At 71.4% G+C, this 20,173-nt stretch carries 16 protein-coding genes and 1 pseudogene; 12 read left to right on the forward strand and 5 right to left on the reverse strand.

Features of this window, described 5'->3' with window-relative positions:
* Positions 1 to 298: 298 nt before the first annotated feature.
* The 7 genes from ER308_RS07900 (at position 299) to ER308_RS07930 (ending at position 8,563) form a co-directional block, all read left to right on the forward strand.
* Positions 299 to 1,477: an ABC transporter substrate-binding protein gene (locus tag ER308_RS07900; protein ID WP_131154479.1), complete on the forward strand. Its 1,179-nt coding sequence runs from the start codon at positions 299 to 301 to the stop codon at positions 1,475 to 1,477.
* A gap of 110 nt (positions 1,478 to 1,587) precedes the next feature.
* A complete protein-coding gene (locus ER308_RS07905; RefSeq protein WP_131154480.1) occupies positions 1,588 to 2,421 on the forward strand; it encodes an ABC transporter permease in 834 nt (277 codons plus the stop codon).
* Positions 2,418 to 3,350, forward strand: coding sequence for an ABC transporter permease (locus tag ER308_RS07910; protein WP_131154481.1), 933 nt, complete (start codon positions 2,418 to 2,420; stop codon positions 3,348 to 3,350). Before ER308_RS07905 ends, ER308_RS07910 begins: the two co-directional genes overlap by 4 nt.
* A 57-nt stretch (positions 3,351 to 3,407) precedes the next feature.
* Positions 3,408 to 4,541, forward strand: coding sequence for an ABC transporter ATP-binding protein (locus tag ER308_RS07915; protein ID WP_131154482.1), 1,134 nt, complete (start codon positions 3,408 to 3,410; stop codon positions 4,539 to 4,541).
* A 30-nt stretch (positions 4,542 to 4,571) separates the two neighbouring features.
* Complete coding sequence (locus tag ER308_RS07920; RefSeq protein ID WP_131154483.1) at positions 4,572 to 6,878, forward strand: MGH1-like glycoside hydrolase domain-containing protein; 2,307 nt, start codon at positions 4,572 to 4,574, stop codon at positions 6,876 to 6,878.
* 22 nt (positions 6,879 to 6,900) lie between these two features.
* Positions 6,901 to 7,527, forward strand: coding sequence for a cysteine hydrolase family protein (locus ER308_RS07925; protein ID WP_131154484.1), 627 nt, complete (start codon positions 6,901 to 6,903; stop codon positions 7,525 to 7,527).
* Positions 7,520 to 8,563, forward strand: a complete 1,044-nt coding sequence (locus ER308_RS07930; RefSeq protein WP_131154485.1) for a LacI family DNA-binding transcriptional regulator — start codon at positions 7,520 to 7,522, stop codon at positions 8,561 to 8,563. The genes ER308_RS07925 and ER308_RS07930 overlap by 8 nt, the downstream gene beginning before the upstream one ends.
* 46 nt (positions 8,564 to 8,609) lie before the next feature.
* Here ER308_RS07930 and ER308_RS07935 read toward each other — a convergent pair whose 3' ends face one another.
* Complete coding sequence (locus ER308_RS07935) at positions 8,610 to 9,572, reverse strand: nucleoside hydrolase (RefSeq protein ID WP_131154486.1); 963 nt, start codon at positions 9,570 to 9,572, stop codon at positions 8,610 to 8,612.
* A gap of 155 nt (positions 9,573 to 9,727) precedes the next feature.
* Here ER308_RS07935 and ER308_RS22925 point away from each other — a divergent pair.
* From ER308_RS22925 to ER308_RS07965, 5 genes and pseudogenes are all read left to right on the forward strand, one after another.
* A pseudogene (locus ER308_RS22925) lies at positions 9,728 to 10,689 on the forward strand (nucleoside hydrolase).
* 51 nt (positions 10,690 to 10,740) lie between these two features.
* Positions 10,741 to 11,400, forward strand: a complete 660-nt coding sequence (locus ER308_RS07950; RefSeq protein WP_131154489.1) for an O-methyltransferase — start codon at positions 10,741 to 10,743, stop codon at positions 11,398 to 11,400.
* A gap of 79 nt (positions 11,401 to 11,479) precedes the next feature.
* Positions 11,480 to 12,361, forward strand: a complete 882-nt coding sequence (locus ER308_RS07955; protein WP_165491905.1) for a metal ABC transporter ATP-binding protein — start codon at positions 11,480 to 11,482, stop codon at positions 12,359 to 12,361.
* Positions 12,358 to 13,239, forward strand: coding sequence for a metal ABC transporter permease (locus ER308_RS07960; protein ID WP_131154491.1), 882 nt, complete (start codon positions 12,358 to 12,360; stop codon positions 13,237 to 13,239). Before ER308_RS07955 ends, ER308_RS07960 begins: the two co-directional genes overlap by 4 nt.
* Positions 13,240 to 13,313: 74 nt before the next feature.
* Entirely contained in the window at positions 13,314 to 14,582 is a 1,269-nt protein-coding gene (locus tag ER308_RS07965) for a metal ABC transporter substrate-binding protein (RefSeq protein WP_131154492.1), read from the forward strand.
* Between the two features lie 8 nt (positions 14,583 to 14,590).
* Here ER308_RS07965 and ER308_RS07970 read toward each other — a convergent pair whose 3' ends face one another.
* The 4 genes from ER308_RS07970 to iolB form a co-directional block, all read right to left on the reverse strand.
* The gene (locus ER308_RS07970; RefSeq protein ID WP_205745958.1) at positions 14,591 to 15,745 is read right to left on the reverse strand and encodes an iron-containing alcohol dehydrogenase; all 1,155 of its coding nucleotides are present in this window, start codon (positions 15,743 to 15,745) and stop codon (positions 14,591 to 14,593) included.
* Between the two features lie 62 nt (positions 15,746 to 15,807).
* Complete coding sequence (locus ER308_RS07975) at positions 15,808 to 17,310, reverse strand: CoA-acylating methylmalonate-semialdehyde dehydrogenase (protein WP_240732010.1); 1,503 nt, start codon at positions 17,308 to 17,310, stop codon at positions 15,808 to 15,810.
* Positions 17,307 to 19,205: a 3D-(3,5/4)-trihydroxycyclohexane-1,2-dione acylhydrolase (decyclizing) gene (gene iolD, locus ER308_RS07980; RefSeq protein WP_205745959.1), complete on the reverse strand. Its 1,899-nt coding sequence runs from the start codon at positions 19,203 to 19,205 to the stop codon at positions 17,307 to 17,309. The genes ER308_RS07975 and iolD overlap by 4 nt, the downstream gene beginning before the upstream one ends.
* The gene (gene iolB / locus ER308_RS07985; RefSeq protein ID WP_131154494.1) at positions 19,202 to 20,116 is read right to left on the reverse strand and encodes a 5-deoxy-glucuronate isomerase; all 915 of its coding nucleotides are present in this window, start codon (positions 20,114 to 20,116) and stop codon (positions 19,202 to 19,204) included. The genes iolD and iolB overlap by 4 nt, the downstream gene beginning before the upstream one ends.
* Between the last annotated feature and the right edge of the window lie 57 nt (positions 20,117 to 20,173).

The following is a 20,173-nucleotide window of genomic DNA, read 5'->3' on the forward strand; positions in this document are numbered from 1 at the left end:
TACGCCCGGGCCCACGCGCCCCCGCGGATGCGCCGGTCGCCGGCAACGGCACACGCTACCGCCCACGTGTGACATGCCGGTGCCGAGTAGACCGTGCTGGTGCCGGGCTCACCGTATCGCCGCCACCGGAGGTCCTTGACGAATCCCACCTCGGTCGTATGCTGCCGATTGAAGGGTTTCAGTCGAAGGTCGCGCCACAGCCGCGAGTGGGCACTCGCGGCGATTCCAGCCAACGACACGCAGTGGACGAGGTCGTCGTCGGCTCACCACTCCCGGCGACCTGACAGGAGGATGCGCCATGAGACGAACGCGGTTCTGGCAGTTGCTCGCCGTGGCGGTGGGGGCGCTGCTGCTGGTCAGTGCCTGCGGGGACGACGAGGTTGCTGACACGGAACCAGAGGAGGACGAGGACGCAGCAGCCGACCCCGAGGAGGACGACAGCGCCGAGGCCGGGGAAGACGACGCGGACACGGGGGACCGGCCCTTCGAGGGTGAGACGCTCACGGTCTTGAACTGGCAGGACTTCGGTTCGGACACGGAGTACGCCATCGAAGGCTTCGAGGAGCGCACCGGGGCGACCGTCGAGCACGTCTACCACTCGAGTGGCGAGGAGTTGCGGGAGACCTTGCGGACGGGCGGGATCGGCGAGATCGACGTGACGAACCCGAACTTCAGCTTCCTCCAGCAGATGGTGGAGGAGGACATGCTCCAGCCGCTCGACGCCGACCGGATCCCCAACCTCGAGCACGTGTACGACGACTTCATGGACAGCGAGGAGCTGTACGCCGGCGACGAACTCTACGGCGCACCGTGGATCTGGGGCAGTACGGGGCTCACCTACAACACCGATCACTTCGATGAGGAGCCCACCTCCTGGGAGGTCCTCTGGGACGAGGAATGGGAGGGCCAGGTCGGTTTCATGGACAGCCCCATCGAAGCGATCATGCTCACCGCCCTCTACCTCGGTGAGGATCCGCATGATCCCGATCTCGGCGCGGTGGAGGAGGCCTTGATCGACATGCGGCCCAACGTCGAGCTCTACTGGTCGTCGTTCGACGACTGGAACCGTGCGTTCACGACGGAGTCGATCAGCGTCGGCAACTTCTGGGCCGGGGATGCGGGACGCATGATGGAGGAGGGCGAGCCCGTCGGGTACACGATTCCCGAGGAGGGCGCCGTCGGCTGGATTGACGCTTGGACCGTCATCGCCGACGCGCCGAACCCCGAGCTGGCTCACGAGTGGATCGATTGGATGATCAGCGAGGAGTTCCTCTCGGAGTGGGCCGAGGACCCGGAGGGCGGCGCCCCGGCACCCGCGAACGAGCTGGCTGCGGAGGGCCTCTCCGACGCAGCGCAGGAGCGCATTCAGGACGATGCCGAGGATGTGGACAACCTCGCGATCATGAGCACGCTGTCGCAGGAAGAGCAGCAGGAGTACACCGACTTGCTCTCCCAGGTGAAGGCCGGCGCGGAGTGAGCAGGACGCGCCCCGCGGGCGGCGCCGCCGAACCGGGCGCCGCTCGTGGCGTGGCGACCGGAGCTCGTGGGCGTTCCCTGCGGTGGCAGCGGTTCGCCCGCGGAACCCTGATGGGGCCCAGTGCCCTGGTCCTGGGGTTTCTGGTGGTGCTGCCGCTGATCCTGCTGGTCTACTTCGGGCTGTTGAGCGGCCCGGGGGTCGACGGTCCGATCACCGGCGCGGAGTGGCGCGGCATCGTCTCGGATCCCGCCTTCTACGGGCGGCTGCTCGCTCGCTCGTTGATCCTGGGACTGGCTGCGGCCGCCATCACGATCGCGATCGGATGGCCGACCGCTTGGGCCCTCTCGCGCCACGCGGTCCGCGTGCGGTCGCTCTATCTCGCCCTGATCATCATCCCGCACCTCACGTCCTCGCTCCTGTTGATCTACGCGATGTACGTGCTCCTCCAGCCGGGGGGGCCGCTCATGGCCGCCCTGGGCGCCACGGGCGTCGCCGATGCGAGTGACACCATCCTGTTCACCAGGTGGGCGGTGCTGATCATGCTGGCCTACCTGTTCCTGCCGTTCATGGTCATGGCGCTCTACGCCTCCGTGGAGCGGATCGACTCGACGATGCTGCTCGCAGCCCGCAGCCTCGGCGCGAACGGATGGCAGCGCTTCTGGCACATCGTGTTCCCCGTCACGCTCCCGGGCATCATGGCCGGACTCGTCATCGTCTTCACGCCTGCGGCGGGCTCGTTCGTGGAGGCCCAGATCCTCGGGGGGACGGACGGCATGATGTTCGGCACCGTGATCAGCGAACAGGTGTCGAGGGTCAACAACCAGCCCCGCGCCGCGGCGATGTCGATCATCCTGCTCGTCTCGATCCTGCTCCTGCTCGCCGCGTTGCGCGCGGCTGGCCAGCGCAGCTTCCCGGGAGCGATGCGACGGGAGCGAACCCGATGAGCACCTCGACTCGGGTGGACGGGCAACCGGTCGGCACGGCCACGGACGCGAACGCGGCGACGGGCGCCTCCCGTACCCCCCGCCCCTCGGTGCAGGATGCCCGCGCTCGCCGCGGCCGCCGAGGGTGGGTCGCCTGGCTCTGGTTCGTCCTCGCCCTCGTCTACGCCCCGGTGCTCCTCGTGATGGTGCTGTCGTTCAACGCCTCGCAGTACGGGACACTGCCATTCGAGGCCACCACGGAGTGGTACGCAGCGCTGGCTCGGAACACGGCGCTCGTCGAAGCCACCAGCCGCAGCATCGTCCTCTCCGCGAGCGTGGCGGCTGCGGCGGCCGTCTTGGGTACCGCCCTCGCGCTCTGGATGGTCCGGTTCGCTCGCCTGGGGTTCACGCTGTTCACCGCCCTACTGACCACGGCGATCACGATCCCGTGGCTCATTCTCTCGGTCGCGATGCTCCTCGTGGCCAACGCCGTGGGTCTCGGCCGCAGCCTGCCCATGCTCTTCCTCGGCAGTCTGGCGGTGGCGTTGCCCTATGTCGTACTCGTCGTCCTCTCGCGCTTGCAGGGGCTCGGGACCGAGCTCGAGCTCGCAGCACGCTCACTGGGAGCGCGGCCCCTCAGAGCCTTCCTGGTGGTCACCCTCCCGCTGATATCCAAAGCCGTCCTGGGCGGGACGCTGCTCGCGTTCGTGATCACGTTCAACAACTTCCCGATCCACTTCTTCCTCGCACCGTTCGGCTTCAACACGTTGCCCATGGAGATCTACGCGTACGTGCGCACGGGCTACGACCCCGACATCAACGCGCTCGCGACCGTACTCATCGGCGTCGCGGTGACGCTCGGGATCGCGGTGCTGCTGCTGACGCGTCGCCGTGCCCGTGCACCGGGAGCGACCTCTGGCCTGCAGCTGTGGCGTGACGGGGCGCCGTGAGGTCCGGGCCCGGCCAAGGATCCGGCACACCTACGGCGGACTGTGAGGTGCGAGGCGATGGCTGATCTGGAGCTCGACGACGTCTGGATGTCGTACCCCGGCTCCCCCTCGGTCCTGCGGGGGCTCACACTGCGCGTCGCCGACGGGGAGTTCTACGCGATGGTCGGCCCGTCAGGGTCCGGGAAGACCTCGATCCTGAAGGTGCTCGCGGGATTCGTGGAGCCCGATCAGGGGAGCGTGGTACTCGACGGTCGAACGATCAACGGAGTGCCCCCCGAAGACCGCGACCTCGGCATCGTCTTCCAGAGCTACGCGCTCTTCCCGCACATGACCGTGGCCGACAACATCGGATTCGGGCTGCGGATGCGCGGCGTGCGCGGAAAGCGGCGGTCGGGCCGGACCGCCGAGCTCCTCGACCTCGTGGGACTGCCGGGACTGGAGCACCGCTATCCCGATGAGCTCTCGGGCGGACAGCAGCAGCGGGTCGCCCTCGCGCGGGCGCTCATCACCGAACCAAAGGCCCTCCTGCTCGATGAGCCGCTGAGCGCGCTCGACCGCAAGATCCGCCAGGACATGCAGGCCGAGCTGCGACGCATCCAACGGGAAACGCGGGTCACCGCCATCATCGTCACCCACGACCAGGAGGAAGCGCTGGCCCTCGGTGACCGCCTCATGGTGCTCGAGGGCGGGGGGGTCCAGCAGGAAGGCTCCCCCGAGGATGTCTACCGTCGGCCACGCAATCGGTTCGTCGCGACGTTCCTGGGGGCCGCGAACCTCTTCCCCGGGCGCGTCGAATCGTCGGAGCCCTCGGTTGTGTCGCTGGGCGAGGGACTCGTGGTCCGCGGACTCGATCTGCCCGACCACGCGGGCACCGGTGACCTCGTCGAGGTCTGCGTCCGACCTGAACACTGGGAGGTACTGGAGGCTGCGGAGGTCCCGAGTCAACCCACCGACGGACTCCTCCTCGACGCTCGCATCGAGACCGTCCAGCTCGCGGGCCAGGTGGTCGACTGCCGAACCTCCACCATCCTCGGATCGGTGGCGGTCACGGTGCTGTCCCCGCAGGCCCGGACGACGCGCGAGGGCACGAGTGTACGTCTGCGCGCGGCCCCCCGGGAGGTGCACGTCTTCGATCATGGATCGGCTCGGGAGGCCGTCGGCGGGGACGCCACGACACCGACGGTGACCTGACGCCGCCCCACGAGCGAGCAAGGAGCCAGCGTGGTACGACCGAGCAGCGTGGCCCGTCGCTGGGGCACCTGGCACCCGGGATACCCCACCGCCCTCAGCGACGTATCCAGCGGCCTCCAGCTTCGTCTGGCGGCCTACAGCGGGCGCGCGGGAGCGGTCATCGACTTCGCGGGCGCCGCAGGGGTCGTGTTCGGCACGCACCGACTCGACTCGGGGTACGTGGAGCTCGACCTGGCCGTGGGCGACAGTCGCTTCCGACTCGAATGGGCCAAGCCGACCGACGACCCCACCGTGGTGATCGGCCGAACGACGCTCGTCGAAGCCGCCGAGCTCAAGCTGCGCCTGTGGTCGCTGCTCATCGTCGAAGTCGATCGAGCCGCGGGACGTCTCGCGGACGCGGCCCTCGCACCCGTACCGGCGCGCCCTGCCGGCTTCGACGAGGCCCCGCTGCTGATCCAGGCGCGTGCCCGCAGCGAGCACCTCGCGCTGGTCACCGATCCCGAACCACCGATCTGTGGCGGCTACGCGTCCGCGACGGACGCCTTCGACGAACTGGAACGCGAGGGGTACGTTCCGCCTGCTCGCGACGTCCCGAGCACCCCCGGCGCCGCGGTGGCACGATTCAACCACGAGGCCGTGAGTGTGGTGCGATTCGCCGCCGCGTTGGCGACCGATCCGGAGACCGCGGCGACGAAGGCCCGGATGGCCCTGGCGGAGGCCGACGGGACCATCGACGCCGCCGTCAGCGTCTCGCGGACGGAACACGAGGGGCCTGAAAGCCGCAACCACGACGGACGGGCTGTCGCGCGTTCAGCGGAGGCGATCCGCGACGTGGTCGCATGGAACACCTGTTACGACCCTGAGAACGTGCGCTGGTACACGGGTCCGAGTCGACGCTGGGCGGCCGCGAAGTTCGGCGGATGGCTGGTCTGGCAGACCGACGTCCTCTACAACGCCCTGCTCGCAGCGACGCTCGGCGACGCCGAGCTCACCACGGCGAACCTCGACGCCGTGCTCCACGGCGCCCAACCGGCCGGCAACCTGCCGTGCCTGCTGAGCCAGCGCAGCGAGTGGGTCGACCGTGCCCATCCCCCGATCGCCGCCTGGGTCGTGTGGAGCTGCGCGGCGCGGCTCGGTGATCGCTCCCTGCCCGCCCGCCACTTCGACACGCTGTTGCGGGCGCACCGCTGGTGGGACGACGCGCGGTCCGCCGGTGCCGGTCTCGTGACGTACGGGACGTCGCCGACCGGACGGGGGCTGTACGCGGGCACGGAGCTCGCGGCCCGCAACGAATCCTCGATGGACAACTCTCCGATGTTCGACGGGGTCTCGCTCACCGACGACGCGCGGGTGCTCAACATGACCGAAGTGGGCGTGAACGCGCTGCACGTCCTCGACGCGGAGGTCCTCGCGAGCATGGCGCGCGAGTTGGGACGGACCGAGGAGGCCGAGGCGCTCACGGCTGCCGCAGAGGCTCGTGCCGAGGCTGTGCGCCTGCACTTGTGGGACCCGCAGCGCCGAGTGTTCGCCGGCCGATGGCGCGACGGTGGGTTCGTCGAGTCGCTGACACCCACGAGCTTCTTCCCCCTTCTCGCTGGTATCCCCGATCCTGACCAGGCCCGCGCACTGGTTGATGAGCACATCCGGGACCCGGCGGCCTTCTGGGGCGCCCCGGCCCTGCCAGCGAACGCCTTGTACGAACCGGCGACCAACGAACGGTCGTACTGGCGTGGTCGGGTCTGGCCCCCGCTCTCGTACCTCGTCCACGTCGGCTTGCACCGGTCAGGGCAACGGACCACGGCCGCCGAGCTGGCTCACGGAGCATCGGAGTTGTTCCACCGCCTGTGGCGCAACGATCGCGTCGCGCTCGAGAGCTACCACATCGCAGCCGATGGACAGCATCGGCACCCGGATGTCGACGACTTCTACGGCTGGGCGGCGTTGCTGCCCCTGCTGGCACTCCTAGAAGCGGGAGACGTAACTCCCTGGGACGGAGTCCGGGTCGGGCCGGGCACGGGGGAGGTGTTGTTGGACGGCCGATGGTGGGGTGTCGCCACCGACCGCGACCTCGTGCGGCTGCGGCCCCCCGGAGGCGGCGAGCTGCGCGCGGAAGGCGTTCGCTACCTCACGCACGTCCGGATCGAGGCCCGCGTCGTCGCCGCGACGGTGCCGGCTGCAACCGTGCCGATCCGCGTGACGTGGTCCCCGGCACCGCTGGGGGTGCTCGCGGGGCTCGTCGACGGGGTCGCGACGAACATCGAGACGGTAGACGACGCCGCGACCCTGGTGATTCCCCCGCGGCCCGAGCCCGCGCACGTCGAACTGGTCCGAGCCTAGAAGGCTCACACAAGGGGGTGGAATGGCAGTCGACTCCGGCCGTGCGCTGGTGGTCCTGGACCTGCAGCGCGTCGTGGGCCCCGGCGGCCCCTGGGAGGTTCCCGGCATCGAACGGATCCTGCCCTCGGTGCGACAACTGATCGGCGCCTTCGGCTCGGCGACGGTGCTAACGAGACATCGGCTCGCACATTCCGGACCGGGAACCTGGTCCGCCTTCGCTCAGCGCTGGGCAGCGCTCGATGAGGAACCCGAGTGGTGGGATCTGCTCGACGAGGTCTCGGCGACGATGCCGCAGGGCGCCTCGCTGATCGACAAACACACCTACTCGGCCTATCCCGCCCCGGAACTGAGCGAACGGCTCAGCGGCCCGGCGACCGAGCTCGTTCTGGCGGGTTGCGAAACCGATTGCTGCGTCGCGGCGACCCTGTTCGCGGCTGTCGACGCCGGGGTCCCCGTCAGCCTCGTGGAGAACGCGGTCGTGGGCCCCGACCCCGAGAGCCACTCGGGGCTGATCGCGGCGGCGCGCCGACTCCCCGAACAAGTGCGCGTCGTCACCGCCTCCGAGGCGCTCCGGCGTCCGTACCCGGCGGGGGGCAACCCACAGAAGCACGGCGCCCCGCCCAGCGAACGTGGGGGAGCCAATGAATGACCGGGGGCGCTTGCGACGCAAGGCGGTAACGATTCACGACGTGGCGACGCGGGCGGAGACTTCGATCGGTACCGTCTCGCACGTGATGTCGGGCAAGGCGCCCGTGGCGCCCACGACACGTGACCGCGTCATGCGTGCAGCCGACGAGCTCGGCTACCGCCCGAACCGTGTCGCACGCTCCCTGATCCTGCAGCAAACGCACATGATCGGCATGGTCGTGCCGGACATCGCGAATCCGTTCTTCGCGGAGCTGGCCGCCGCCGTGGAGAACACCGCCCGGGCTCGTGATTACTGCGTCGTCCTCGGCGGTGTCGAGAACGACCCCGAGCGAGAGTCGATCTACATCGCGGAGTTGCTGGAGCGTGGGGTCGACGGCCTGCTGCTGGCGGTGACCGCCGACAGCGCGGCCCTCGGGAGGGTCCTGGGCGACCACCCAGCCGTCGCGATCGACCGTGTCCCCAGCGGTTGGTCGGCCAGCAGCGTCACCACCGACGACCGCCAAGCCCTCCGACTCGCTGTCGAGCACGTCGTCGAGCTCAACCACCAGCGCATCGGGTTCCTGGGGGGCGACGAACGGTTGCCGCTCGCTCGCGGGCGACGGGCCAGCTGGCGTGAAGCGATGCAGGGGCATCGGCTCGCGCCCGTGTGGGAGGATGCCGGACCGTTCACGATGGAATCGGGGGAATCGGCCGGTGAGCGACTGATGGCGCTGCCGCCGAGCGAGGCCCCGACGGCTGTGGTGGCCGCGAACGACCTGCTGGCGTTGGGCTTGCTCCGCGCCGCTCAACGCCGCGGCGTGAGGGTGCCGGAGGATCTCTCGATCATCGGCTATGACGACATCCCCTACGCAGAATTGAGCATGCCCGCGCTGACTACTGTGGCCCAGCCGATCCGCTCGGTTGGCCAGCGGGCGACGACGCTTCTGCTGGACCTGATGAACGCTGAGACGACCAACGCGCGGGCACTGCAGCTCGCCCCCTGGGTGGTCGTGCGCCAATCGACGGGGCCGGCGCCCAGGACGCTGAGAACCCGGTGACGAAGCTGCGCCATGGCGTCCCCCCTCGATCGCTGCGTCGCAACGACTATGCGTCGCCGGGCTCGAGCGCACCTACCGCCGCGAGGATGTGGTCCCAGAAGCGGGCATGGTCGAGTTCGAGACCAACCTGCGCGTTGGGTTCCCACCCGGTGCGGCTCGCCAGATCGACGACCGTGGCCCCCCGGGTGTGCGTGCCGTCGAGTTCGATCCGCATCGGCACGAACGCACAGCTCACCGCTTCGGGATCGATGAGGTGAGCGATCGCGACGGGGTCGTGCACCGGCGGTGCGTCGAACCCGAACGCCTCGCGATACGCCTCGCGGAAGAACGTGAGCAACTCGACGCAGATCCCGGCGAGCGGGGTGCCGAGCTCGGAGATCCGGGTGAGCACCTCGGGCGTCGCGGTCGCCTGGTGGGTGACGTTCAGCCCGTGCCACACGGTCGGGACCCCGCTGTGCAGCACCTCGGAGGCGGCCTCGGGATCGGTGAAGATGTTGAACTCGGCGTACGGGGTGCGGTTCCCCCGCTCGGTCGAACCGCCCATGATCGCGATGCGCTCGATGCGCTCCCGGTCCTCGGGGTACCGACGGAGCAGCGTCGCCAGGTTCGTCAGGGGTCCCACGCCGACGAGGGTGAGCGGCTGCTCGGCCTCCGCCAGCAGTTCGTGCATGAGGTCTACCGCGTGACGCGGGTCGAGCGGCACGGTCGGCGTCCCGAAGCTCGGCCCGTCCAGACCGCTGTCCCCGTGGATGTCCCCGGCGGTCTCGAGCTCGCCCGCGAGCGGTTGGTCGCACCCGGCAGCGACCGGCACGTCGAGGCCCGCGACCGTGCACACGCGCCGAGCGTTCAACGTCGTCTTCTCGAGCGTCTGGTTGCCGGCCACCGTGGTGACCGCGCGCAGGTCGATCGTCGGATGCGCGCCGGCGAGCAGGATCGCGACCGCGTCGTCGTGGCCGGGGTCGCAGTCGAGGATGACCGGCGTCGGGCCGGTCCGGTCGTTGTGGGGCATCGCGCGTCCTCTCGACGTCGGGGGGTGGGCCGGGCGAGCTGGGGCCCCACTGGCTGGGTGGGTCCCGTGCGGTGCCGACCGGACACGCGCATTCAACCGCACGTTCACACCGCGGGTACCCGCGGTTTCCGCGGACCATCGACGAGGAGTCCGGAATGAGCGAGGCACGACGCCTGCTGATCGACACCGACACCGCGTCGGACGACGCCATCGCGCTCCTGCTCGCGGTCGCCGCGCCCGACGCTCGGATCGATGCCGTCACGACGGTCGCGGGCAACGTCGGGGTCGAGCAGTGCACACGGAACGCGCTGACCACGCTCGAGATCGCCGGCGCGCTCGACGTGCCGGTGCACACGGGTGGTGCTCGCCCCCTGTTGCGCGATCCCGTCACCGCGACCGACGTGCACGGTTCGGACGGCATGGGCGACTCGGCCCTGCCCGTGCCGGCGCGACCACCCGAGCCGGAGCACGCCGTTGACGCCCTCGTGCGTCACATCAACGCCAGCCCCGAGAGGCTCACCCTCGTGACCCTCGGACCCCTCACCAACGTCGCGGCCGCGCTCACCCGGGACCCGGGCCTCGCCCAACGGCTCGCGGGCGTGTACGTGATGGGAGGCGCCGCGGACCACTTCGGCAACGTCTCGGCGGTCGCCGAGTTCAACGTGTGGGCCGATCCCGAGGCGGCGGCGGTCCTGCTGCGCTCGGGGGCGTCACCACCCGGGTGCACTTCGACGACGAGGATCTCGCCGCCCTGACGGCCTCCGGCGACCCGGCCGCGGCGTTCGCCGCCGGGATCCTTCCGCACTACCTCGACGTGGCGGCGTCGCGCACGGGCCAACGGCGCTGCGCGCTGCACGACCCGCTCGCGGTCGCGGCGGCCGTCGATCCCTCGGTGGTGACCACCGAGGCGCTGCCGGTCCGGGTCGAAACCGCCGGCGGCTGGACCCGGGGGATGACGGTCGTCGACCTGCGCTCGCGCCGCGGGGGCTCGGCCGCCGGCGACGCTCCGCTCACCGACGTCGCTCTCGGGGTGGAGGCCGAGCCGGTGCGGGCCATGCTGCACGCGCGTCTCGCGTCCTCTGCCGTGCAGCAGCACGATCGAGGCGCGCTGGCGTAGCGTGGCCGCGCGACATCATCGTCCCCACGCGACCAGGGAGCGGAGGCGAACGTGACCACCAAGACCGTCGGCCTGTCCGACGAACTGCAGGGATACCTGCTCGACCACAGCTCGAGCCCCGACGCGCTGTTGCGCGACCTGATCGAGGAGACACGCGAGCACTACGCCGACCGCACGAACCTGCAGATCGCCCCCGAGCAGGGCGGGCTCCTCACGCTGCTCACCCGGCTGGCGGGCGCGCGCACCGCGGTCGAGGTCGGGACCTTCACCGGGTACTCCGCCATCTGCATCGCGCGCGGCCTCGCCCCGGGCGGCCGGCTGACCTGCTGCGACAACAGCGAGGAGTACACCGCCGTGGCCCGGCGCTACTGGCAGCGGGCCGGCCTCGACGACGTCATCGACCTGCGCCTCGGCGACGCCCACGAGACGGTCAGCCGGCTGCCCCACGACCCGCCGGTGGACCTCGCGTTCGTCGATGCCGACAAGGGCGGCTACCACGCCTACTACGAGGAACTGCTCGCCCGCCTCTCCCCCCACGGCATGATCATCGTCGACAACGTCCTCTGGAGCGGCCGAGTGCTCGACTCCGAGCCGTCCGGCGACACCGCGACGCTCGTCGACTTCAACGCCCGGGTCGCGGCCGACGAGCGTGTCGAGGTGCTCATGCTGCCCGTGGGCGACGGGCTGAGCCTCATCACCCGAGCAGGCTGAGCGCGGCGCCGATCCTCGGGCTGCGCGTGGCCGGCCGATCCCGTACGCTAGCCGCAAGTCACTCGCAGGAGAGGTCGGATTGCAGCTGGTCCCGGGCAACGGCGCCGCGACGAGCGAGCCCCCCGCGGTCGCGTTTCGTGACGTGGCCGCCGGCTACGGCGGCCGGACGGTCATCGGGCAGGGCGACGGCGGCATCGACTGGCGCGTCGAACGTGGCGCCTTCGTCGGTGTGGCGGGTCCCAGCGGCGCCGGGAAGACGACCCTGGTGCGCCTGCTCACCGGGCAGGCCGAGCGTCACCGCGGTCGGGTCGAGGTGCACGGCCACGACGTGGCGCGTGGAGGGACCCGGCGGATCGGCTACGTGCCTCAACTCGGAACCATCGACTGGGACTTCCCCCTGACCGTGGAACAGACGGTGCTGCTCGGCGGCACGGCCGACAGCCGACCGACCCCGTGGTTCAGCCGACGTGAGCGGCGCCACGCACGCGCGCTGCTCGACCGGCTCGGGATCGGCGATCTCGCGCGACGCCACATCCGCGAGCTCTCCGGCGGCCAGCAGCAGCGCATGTTCCTCGCGCGCGCGATGGTGCGCGACAGCGACGTGCTGCTGCTCGACGAACCGACCAGCGGGGTGGACCTGCGCACGCGCCTCGACATCCTGGAGCTGCTCGGCGACCTGAACGCCGAGGGGCTGACCGTGGTGCTGACCACCCACGACCTCAACTGGGTCGCCGCGCACCTGCCCCGGGTCGCGTTCCTCAACGGCCGCATCGTCGCCGAGGGCGCCCCGGCCGATGTCGTGACGCCCGGGATCCTCGAGGAAGCGTACGGCAGCCGGATGCGGGTGGTCCACGCGGACGGTCGCGTCGTGGTCACCGACGAGTACGGGGCCCTCGACGGGACCTCGGAGGCGCCGCACCCACCGGCTCTACGGGACGCCGCGGCCTCCGTGACACCGTGAGCTGGCCGGAGCTGCTCACCGAGCCGTTCACGTACGACTTCTTCGTGCGGGCGATGGCGGCCGGCCTGCTCGTCGGGGCCCTGTGCGGAGCGATCAGCGTGTTCATCGTGCTGCGGCGGATGAGCTACGTCGGCCACGGCCTCGCGCACAGTGTCCTGGGGGGCGTCGCCGTCGGCGTCGCCCTCGGCTACCACGAGTACCTGGGGGCGGTCGTCGCGACGCTCGTCAGCGCGCTGTTGATCGACCGGATCACCCGGCGGCGCGGGCTGCACGCCGACGCCGCGATCGGAATCGTGACCACGGCACTGTTCGCGCTCGGCATCGCCGTGGTGAGCCGTCTGGACTCGCCCCGCGTGAGTACCGAGGCGCTCTTGTTCGGCAACCCCCTCGCGGTGACCTCCACGGACCTGTGGCTCGCCGTCGGCGTCGCCGGGGCGTTCACCGCGACCCTGTTCGCGTACTACAAGCCGCTCGTGTTCGTGTCGTTCGATCCGGAGGTGGCTCGGGTGCACGGCGTCCGCGCCGGCCTCATGGAGTTGCTGTTCAACGTCCTCACGGCCGCCGTGGTGATCGTGTCGGTGCGCGTGCTCGGCGTGTTGCTGGTCGCTGCTGCGGTCGTGATCCCCGCCGCGTTCGCGCGCCTCGTGACGCACTCGTTCGGCGCGATGGTGGCGATCGCGACGGCGGTCGGCGTCGTCTCGAGCGTGGTGGGACTCTACGGGTCGTATCACCTCGACGTCGCCAGCGGCCCGATGATCGTGCTGACCGGCGCCGCGCTGTTCGCGGTCGCCTTCACCGGCACGGCGCTGCGCACCCGCTCGAGACTGCGTCGGGCACGCTCGCACGGGGATGTTGCGCGACCCGCGCCCACTGTCTAGCCTTTGTCGCAAGTCACTTGCAACAAGTAGCGGTGCGCAGCCCAGCGAGGCCTGCTCGGCGGAAAGGCTCCCAGATGCGACCGACAGGGCGTCGAACGTTGGTGACGCTGACCGGCGTACTCGGCCTGGTGCTCCTCGCGAGCTGCGGGGACGACACACAGCAGACGGCGAACGAATCACGGGACGACACCACCGAGGGGCGCGAGGAGTCCGACCGTGACACCGGCTCCGAGGACATCGAGCCCGAGGAGGAGACCGGTGAGGACGGCGGCGAGGACGGTGACGCGGACCGCGCGGACGCGGACGACGCCGACGAGCAGGCCGACGACGGGGGGCTGCTCGTGGTGAGCTCGGTCGCGCCGATCGCCGAGCCGATCGAGCGCGTGCTCGGCGACCGTGGCGAGGTGGCCACGCTCGTCCCGGACGGCGCGGACTCGCACACCTACGAACCGTCACCCAGCGATGTCGCCCCGCTCAGCGAGGCCGACGCGTTCATCGGCAACGGGTTGGGCCTCAACGACGCCTCGGTCGACCTCGCCGAGGCGAACCTGCCCGACGACGCACCACTGGTGCTGCTCGGCGACGAGGCCCTCGAGGCCGACGACCTCTCTCACGAGCACTGGCACGACCACGACAACGGGCACACCCACGACGAAGACGACGGCCACACCCACGACGAGGACGACGGCCACACCCACGACGACGACAACGGCCACACCCACGACGACGACAACGGCCACACCCACGACGACGACGGCCACGCCCACGACGAGGACGGCGCCCCCAACCCGCACGTGTGGACAAGCGTGCCGAACGTCACCGCCTACGTGGAGTCCACCGCGGAGGAGCTCGCCGACCTCGATCCCGACGGTGCCGACGTGTACCAGGAGAACGCCGCGAACTACACGGAGCAGCTCGACGCGCTGCACGAGGCGATCGCCGACAGCGTCGAGACCGTGCCCGACGGGCAGCGCCGGCTGGTCGTCTACCACGACGCCTGGTCGTACTTCGGCGAGGAGTACGGCCTCGAGGTCACGGCGGCCGTACAGCCCGGCGACTTCTCGGAGCCGTCCGCCTCGGACGTCCGTGACATCATCGACCAGATCCAGGCCGAGGACGTACCGGCCCTCTTCGGCAGCGAGGAGTTCCCCGCCGACGTGGTGTCGACGATCGCCGACGAGACCGGCGCCGCGTACGTCGGAGACCTCGCCGACGACCAGCTTCCCGGCGAGCCCGGGGACGTGGAGCACTCCTACGTCGGCATGATGGTCGACAACGTGTCGGTGATCGTGGACTCGCTGGGTGGCGACGCGAGCGCACTCAACGACGTGCTCGAGCGCTGACCGGCCGGTCAGCGGGCGCGGGCGAGGATCTCGCGGCGCTCGTCCACGGTCAGTTCGATCGGGTTGCCCTGCATCGAGCTCGACCGTCCCGCGGCCTCGACGACCGCCGGCAGGTCCTCCTCGGTCACGCCGTACTCCGCCAGGCCGGGCACGTCGAGCGACTCGACCAGTGCGCGCAGCCACTCCACGGCGTCCTCGACGGTGGCGTCGGGGTCCCCGGTCAGCAGCGCGCCGACCTCCCGGTAGCGCAGGAGCGCGCGCCCGTCGGGGTCGCGCTCCTGCAACGCCCGCACGTTGACCGCGGTCGCGACGGGCAGCAGCCGCCCGCACACGGCGCCGTGCGGCGCCGGGCGCAGCCCGCCGAGCGGCCCCGCGAACCCGTGCACGGCGCCGAGCTTCGCGTTGGCGAGCGCCAAACCGCCGTAGAGGCTCGCGAGCGCCATCTCGGAGCGGGCGTCGAGATCGTCGCCGTCACGGTGAGCCCTCGGCAGCGCCCGTGCGGCCCGAGGGATCCCGTCCCGACACAACGCGTCGGTCGTGGGCGTCGCCAGGTGACTGGTGAAGGGCTCGATCAGCTGGGTGAGCGCGTCGAGGCCACTCGCGGCCGTGACCGTGGGCGGGACGCCACGGGTCAGCTCGGGGTCCACGAGCGCGAGCGCGGGGACCATCGCGGGATCGCGCAAGCTGACCTTGACCCCGCGCTCGGGAACGCCGAGCACCGCGTTCTTCGTCGCCTCGGAGCCGGTGCCGGCCGTCGTCGGGACCGCGATCTGCGGCAGGGGCGTCCCGTCGAGCGGTTGCGCGTCCCCCACCACCTCGAGGTAGCGGCGGGCCGGGCCGGAGGCGCCGGCCAGACCCGCGATCGCCTTGCCGGTGTCGAGGACGCTGCCTCCCCCGACGCTCACGACGAGGTCGACGCCGGCCTCCCGAGCGTGTGCCGTGCCCTGCTCGGCCACCTCCACCGTCGGTTCCCCGCTGACCGACCACGTGTCGTACGCGACGCCGGCGGCGTCGAGTTGCTCCGCGGCGACCTTCACGCGTTCCGGACGGGAGCCGGTGACGAGCAGCGCGCGGGAGCCCATCGTTGCCGCGGCCGCGCCGAGCTCGGCGACGCGCCCGGCGCCGAACGCGATCCGTCGCGGAGCGACGAAGTCGAACCGCACCACGCGCCTCCCTGCTCGGGCTCCGGAGATCCGGCCGCCACGGGACGGCCTCCCCCGCGAGGCTACCGTGCGGTGGGGAACCCGCGGTCGATGCCGCGCTCGGTGGGGTCGGGCCAGCGCGAGGTGACCACCTTGCCGCGCGTGTTGAACTGCACGCCCTCGGGCCCGTGGATGTGCAGGTCACCGAAGAGCGACTCCTTCCAGCCTCCGAACGAGTGGTAGGCCATCGGCACCGGGATCGGCACGTTCACGCCGACCATGCCCACCTCCACCTCGTGGTGGAACCGGCGCGCCGCGCCCCCGTCGTTGGTGAAGATCGCCGTGCCGTTGCCCCACCGGTTGCGGTTCACGAGGTCGATCGCCTCCTCGAACGAGTCCGCGCGCAACAGCACCAGCACGGGGCCGAAGATCTCGTCGGTGTACACGGTCATGCCGGGGGTGACGTGATCGAAGAGGCTGGGCCCGAGCCAGTGCCCGCCGTCGTCGCCGTCGATCGGGTGGTCGCGCCCGTCGTAGGCCAGGGTCGCGCCCTCGGCGACGCCCGCTGCGAGGTAGCCGGCGACCCGGTCGCGGTGTTCGGCGGTGATGAGCGGCCCCATGTGCGCGTCGGGATTGGTGCCGGCTGCGACCTCCAGGCCCTTCAGCCGTTCGGTGATGGCCGGCGCGAGCGCGTCGCCGACACCGCCGACGGCGACCGCGGCGCTGATCGCCATGCAGCGCTCACCCGCCGAGCCGTAGGCCGCACCGACCAGCGCGTCCGCCGTGACGTCGAGGTCGGCGTCGGGGAGCACAACCGCGTGGTTCTTCGCGCCGCCGAGCGCCTGGACCCGCTTGCCGTGCTCGACCGCGGTCCGCTGCACGTGCCGGGCGACCGGTGTCGAGCCGACGAACGACACGCCGTCGACCTCCGGGTGGGTGAGCAGCGTCTGCGCGGCCTCCCCGGTGCCCTGCACGACGCCCACGACCCCGGGCGGCACCCCGGCCTCGTGCGCGAGCTCGGCCAGGCGCAGCGACGCCGAGGGGTCCTTCTCGCTGGGCTTGAGGACGAACGCGTTCCCGCAGGCGATCGCGATCGGCAGCATCCACAGCGGCACCATCACGGGGAAGTTGAACGGCGTGATGCCCGCCATCACCCCCACCGGTTGCCGGACCGACCAGCTGTCGACGTTGGTCGACACGTTCTCGGTGTGCTCACCCTTCAACAGATCGGGGATGCCGCACGCGTACTCCACGACCTCGAGGCCGCGCTGCACCTCCCCGGCCGCGTCGTCGGCGACCTTGCCGTGCTCGGTGACGAGGAGGTCCACCAGCTCGTCCCGGCGCGCGTTGAGCAGCTCCCGGTACGCGAACATCGTCGTCTTGCGCCGTCCCAGGGAGGCATGGCGCCACTCGCCGAAGGCGGCGCGCGCGGCCCGGACCGCGCGGTCCGCCGCCTCGCCGCCGCCCGCGGGCACCCGGCCGACCACCCGGCCGGTGGCGGATTCCGTCACACCCACCGTCTCGGCGGCGGCCTCCTCGACGCGCTCCCCGGCGATCCAGTGGGGGACCATCGGTGCGTTGCTCATCGCGGGCTCCCTGCTCTCGTCGTTCGTGCCGGCTCGGCGTGGCTGCGCACGTCGGGGCGCCGTTGCTCGTAGTCCGCGCGCGCCGCGGTGACCCCGGGCTCGTCGCTCTGCTGCGCGACCGGGACATCCCACCACGCGCCGCCCGGCACGTCACCGGGCTCCGCGGCGACGTAGACGACCCGCACCCCCGTCACGTTCGCGGCCTCGGCCAGCGCGGCACGCAGCTCGTCGGTGGTCCCCACACGCCACACGCGCGCGCCGAGGCTCTCGGCGTTCGCGGCGAGGTCGACGGGCAGCCGCTCGCCGGTGTAGTCGCCGGTGGCGGGGTCGCGCCGGCGATAGCGGGTCCCGAACCCCTCGGCGCCGACCGCGCCGGACAGCGCGCCGATGGACCCGAACCCGTGGTTGTCGACGAGCACGAGGGTGAGGTCGAGCGATTCCTGCAGCGCGACGACGAGTTCCCCGGGCAGCATGAGGTACGAGCCGTCGCCGATGAGCACGAAGACCTCGCGCTCGGGCTCGGCGAGGCGCACGCCGATCCCTGCCGGGATCTCGTAGCCCATGCACGAGTAGCCGTACTCGACGTGGTAGGTGCCCGGCTCCCCCGGCCGCCAGACCCGGTGCAGCTGACCCGGCATGCTCCCGGCCGCGTTGATGACCACGCCGTCCCGGCCCGCCGCCTCGTTGACCGCGGCGATCACCTGCGGCTGTGTGAGCACGCCACCGTCCCCCTTCAGGCTGGCGGCCAGTGCCTCCTCCCAGGCCGCCTTGCGCCGCCCCACCTCGGCGCGGTGCTCGTCGCCGATCGCCCACCCCTCGAGGGCGCGGTCGAGGGCCTCGATCGCCGCGCGGGCGTCGGCGACCAGCGGGACCGCCGAGAACTTGCGGGCGTCGGGAGCGGCCACGTTGACGTTGACGAACCGCACGTCCGGGTCGGCGAAGATCGTCTGGCTCGCGGTCGTGAAGTCGCTGTAGCGGGTGCCGATACCCACCACCACGTCGGCCTCGCGGGCGAGCTCGTTGGCGGCGTCGGTGCCCGTGACGCCCAGGGCGCCGACGGCCGCCGGGTGATCGGCCGGCAGCGCTGACAGGCCCGCCTGGGTCGCGGCGACCGGAACCCCCGTCCGCCGAGCGAAACGGGCGAGCGCGTCCGTGGCGTCGCTGTAGATCACGCCGCCGCCGGCGACGATCAGCGGGCGCTGCGCGCCGCGGAGCAGGTCGGCCGCCTCGCGCAGTTCCCGCTCGGCCGGCTCCGGCCGTGGCACCCGCCAGACCCGCTCGGCGAAGAGCGAGGCCGGGAAGTCGTGCGCCTCGGCCTGGACGTCCTGCGGCAACGCGATCGTGACCGCGCCGGTCTCGGCGGGATCGGTGAGCACCCGCAGCGCCTCCAGCAGCGCGTGGGGCAGCTGCTCGGCGCGCTCGACGCGGTCGAAGTAGCGGCTGACCGGGCGCAGCGTGTCGTTGACGCTGACGTTGCCGTCGCCGAAGTCCTCGAGCTGCTGCAGCACCGGCCGGGGGGTGCGGGTCGCGAAGACGTCGCCCGGCAGCAGCAGCACCGGCAACCGGTTGATCGTCGCGCCGGCGGCCGCGGTGACCATGTTCGTCGCGCCCGGGCCGACCGAGCTCGTGCAGGCGAGCGTCGAGAGCCGCCGACGCGCCCGCGCGTAGGCGGCCGCGGAGTGCACCATCGCCTGCTCGTTGCGCGAAAGGTAGTAGGGCAGGGCGTCCTGGCGCTCCTTGAGGGCGATGCCCAGCCCCGCGACGTTGCCGTGCCCGAAGATCCCGTAGCAGCCGTCCACGAAGCGCTGCGCGACGCCGTCCCGCTCGGTGTACTGCGCGGTCAGGAACGCGACGATCGCCTGCCCCGTGGTCAACCGGTGCGTCGCCTCGCTCACCGTTCCACCTCCGCTCGCTCGAGGGCCGCCGGCCACGGGCCGACCCGACCCCCGTGGCTCGTCAACGGCAGCCGCGGGTCCGGCTCGAGCTCGTCGAGCCACGACCGCTGCCAGGCGTAGGTCGGATCGTCGCAGAACGTCATCGCCCGCTGCTCGCCCGGTCCCGCCAGGACGTTCAGGTAGTACAGCTCGAACCCGGGCGCGGCGATGGAGGGGCCGTGGTAGCCCCGCGGGATCAGGAACGCGTCGCCGTCGCGGACGGTCTCGGTCGCGTCGATGGCCCCGTCGGGCGTGTAGAGCTTGTGGACCGCGAACCCGTCGCGACCGGCCACCTCGAAGTAGTAGATCTCCTCGTTGATGACCTCGCCGGGACGCTCCTCGTCGTGCTTGTGCGGCGGCCAGCTCGACCAGAGGCCGTCGGGCGTGAGGAGTTCCACCGCTATCAGCCGGTCGGCGCCGGGGAAGGCCTCGGGCTGGAGGAAGTTGTTCACCTGACGACAGGCGTTCCCGCCGCCGCGCACCTCGACGGGCACCTCCTCGGCGGGCCCGTAGACGGCTTGCCGGCGAGTGCGGGCCTCGGCGAAGGGCAATGCCACCCGGGCCCCGCGTTCGCTCTCGAGCGTGACCTCGCTGTCCCTGGGCACGTAGGCGAAGTCGCTGACCCGGTGGAAGACGCTCTCGCGTCCGGCCAGCGCGTATCGCTCGGTCTCGCAGGTCACCGTCAGCCCGCCGGACAGCGGCAGCACGGCCAGCTCGGTCGTCCCCGTGGCGATCGTGCGCGACCGACCGGGGGCGATTTCCAGCACCCGCAGGCCGGCGTGGTCCCAGCCCGCGCGCGCCGGGGTGATGAGCAGCGGGTCGTCGCCCTCGGTTGCCCGACCACGGGGCAGGAACACGTGCTCGTCGCTCATGCGCGTCTCCTCAGCGTCGTGTTGGGGCTCAGGGTCGCGAGCCGCACGTCGATCGGG

This window comes from Egibacter rhizosphaerae, assembly GCF_004322855.1.
Taxonomy (GTDB): Bacteria; Actinomycetota; Nitriliruptoria; order Euzebyales; family Egibacteraceae; genus Egibacter; species Egibacter rhizosphaerae.

Bases quoted from the DNA above. Each gene is read 5' to 3' on its own strand.
- ER308_RS07900 (WP_131154479.1), top strand. From the start codon at position 299: ATGAGACGAACGCGGTTCTGGCAGTTGCTCGCCGTGGCGGTGGGGGCG.
- ER308_RS07905 (WP_131154480.1), top strand. From the start codon at position 1,588: ATGGGGCCCAGTGCCCTGGTCCTGGGGTTTCTGGTGGTGCTGCCGCTG.
- ER308_RS07910 (WP_131154481.1), top strand. From the start codon at position 2,418: ATGAGCACCTCGACTCGGGTGGACGGGCAACCGGTCGGCACGGCCACG.
- ER308_RS07915 (WP_131154482.1), top strand. From the start codon at position 3,408: ATGGCTGATCTGGAGCTCGACGACGTCTGGATGTCGTACCCCGGCTCC.
- ER308_RS07925 (WP_131154484.1), top strand. From the start codon at position 6,901: ATGGCAGTCGACTCCGGCCGTGCGCTGGTGGTCCTGGACCTGCAGCGC.
- ER308_RS07930 (WP_131154485.1), top strand. From the start codon at position 7,520: ATGAATGACCGGGGGCGCTTGCGACGCAAGGCGGTAACGATTCACGAC.
- ER308_RS07935 (WP_131154486.1), bottom strand. From the start codon at position 9,572: ATGCCCCACAACGACCGGACCGGCCCGACGCCGGTCATCCTCGACTGC.
- ER308_RS07965 (WP_131154492.1), top strand. From the start codon at position 13,314: ATGCGACCGACAGGGCGTCGAACGTTGGTGACGCTGACCGGCGTACTC.
- ER308_RS07975 (WP_240732010.1), bottom strand. From the start codon at position 17,310: ATGAGCAACGCACCGATGGTCCCCCACTGGATCGCCGGGGAGCGCGTC.
- iolB (WP_131154494.1), bottom strand. From the start codon at position 20,116: ATGAGCGACGAGCACGTGTTCCTGCCCCGTGGTCGGGCAACCGAGGGC.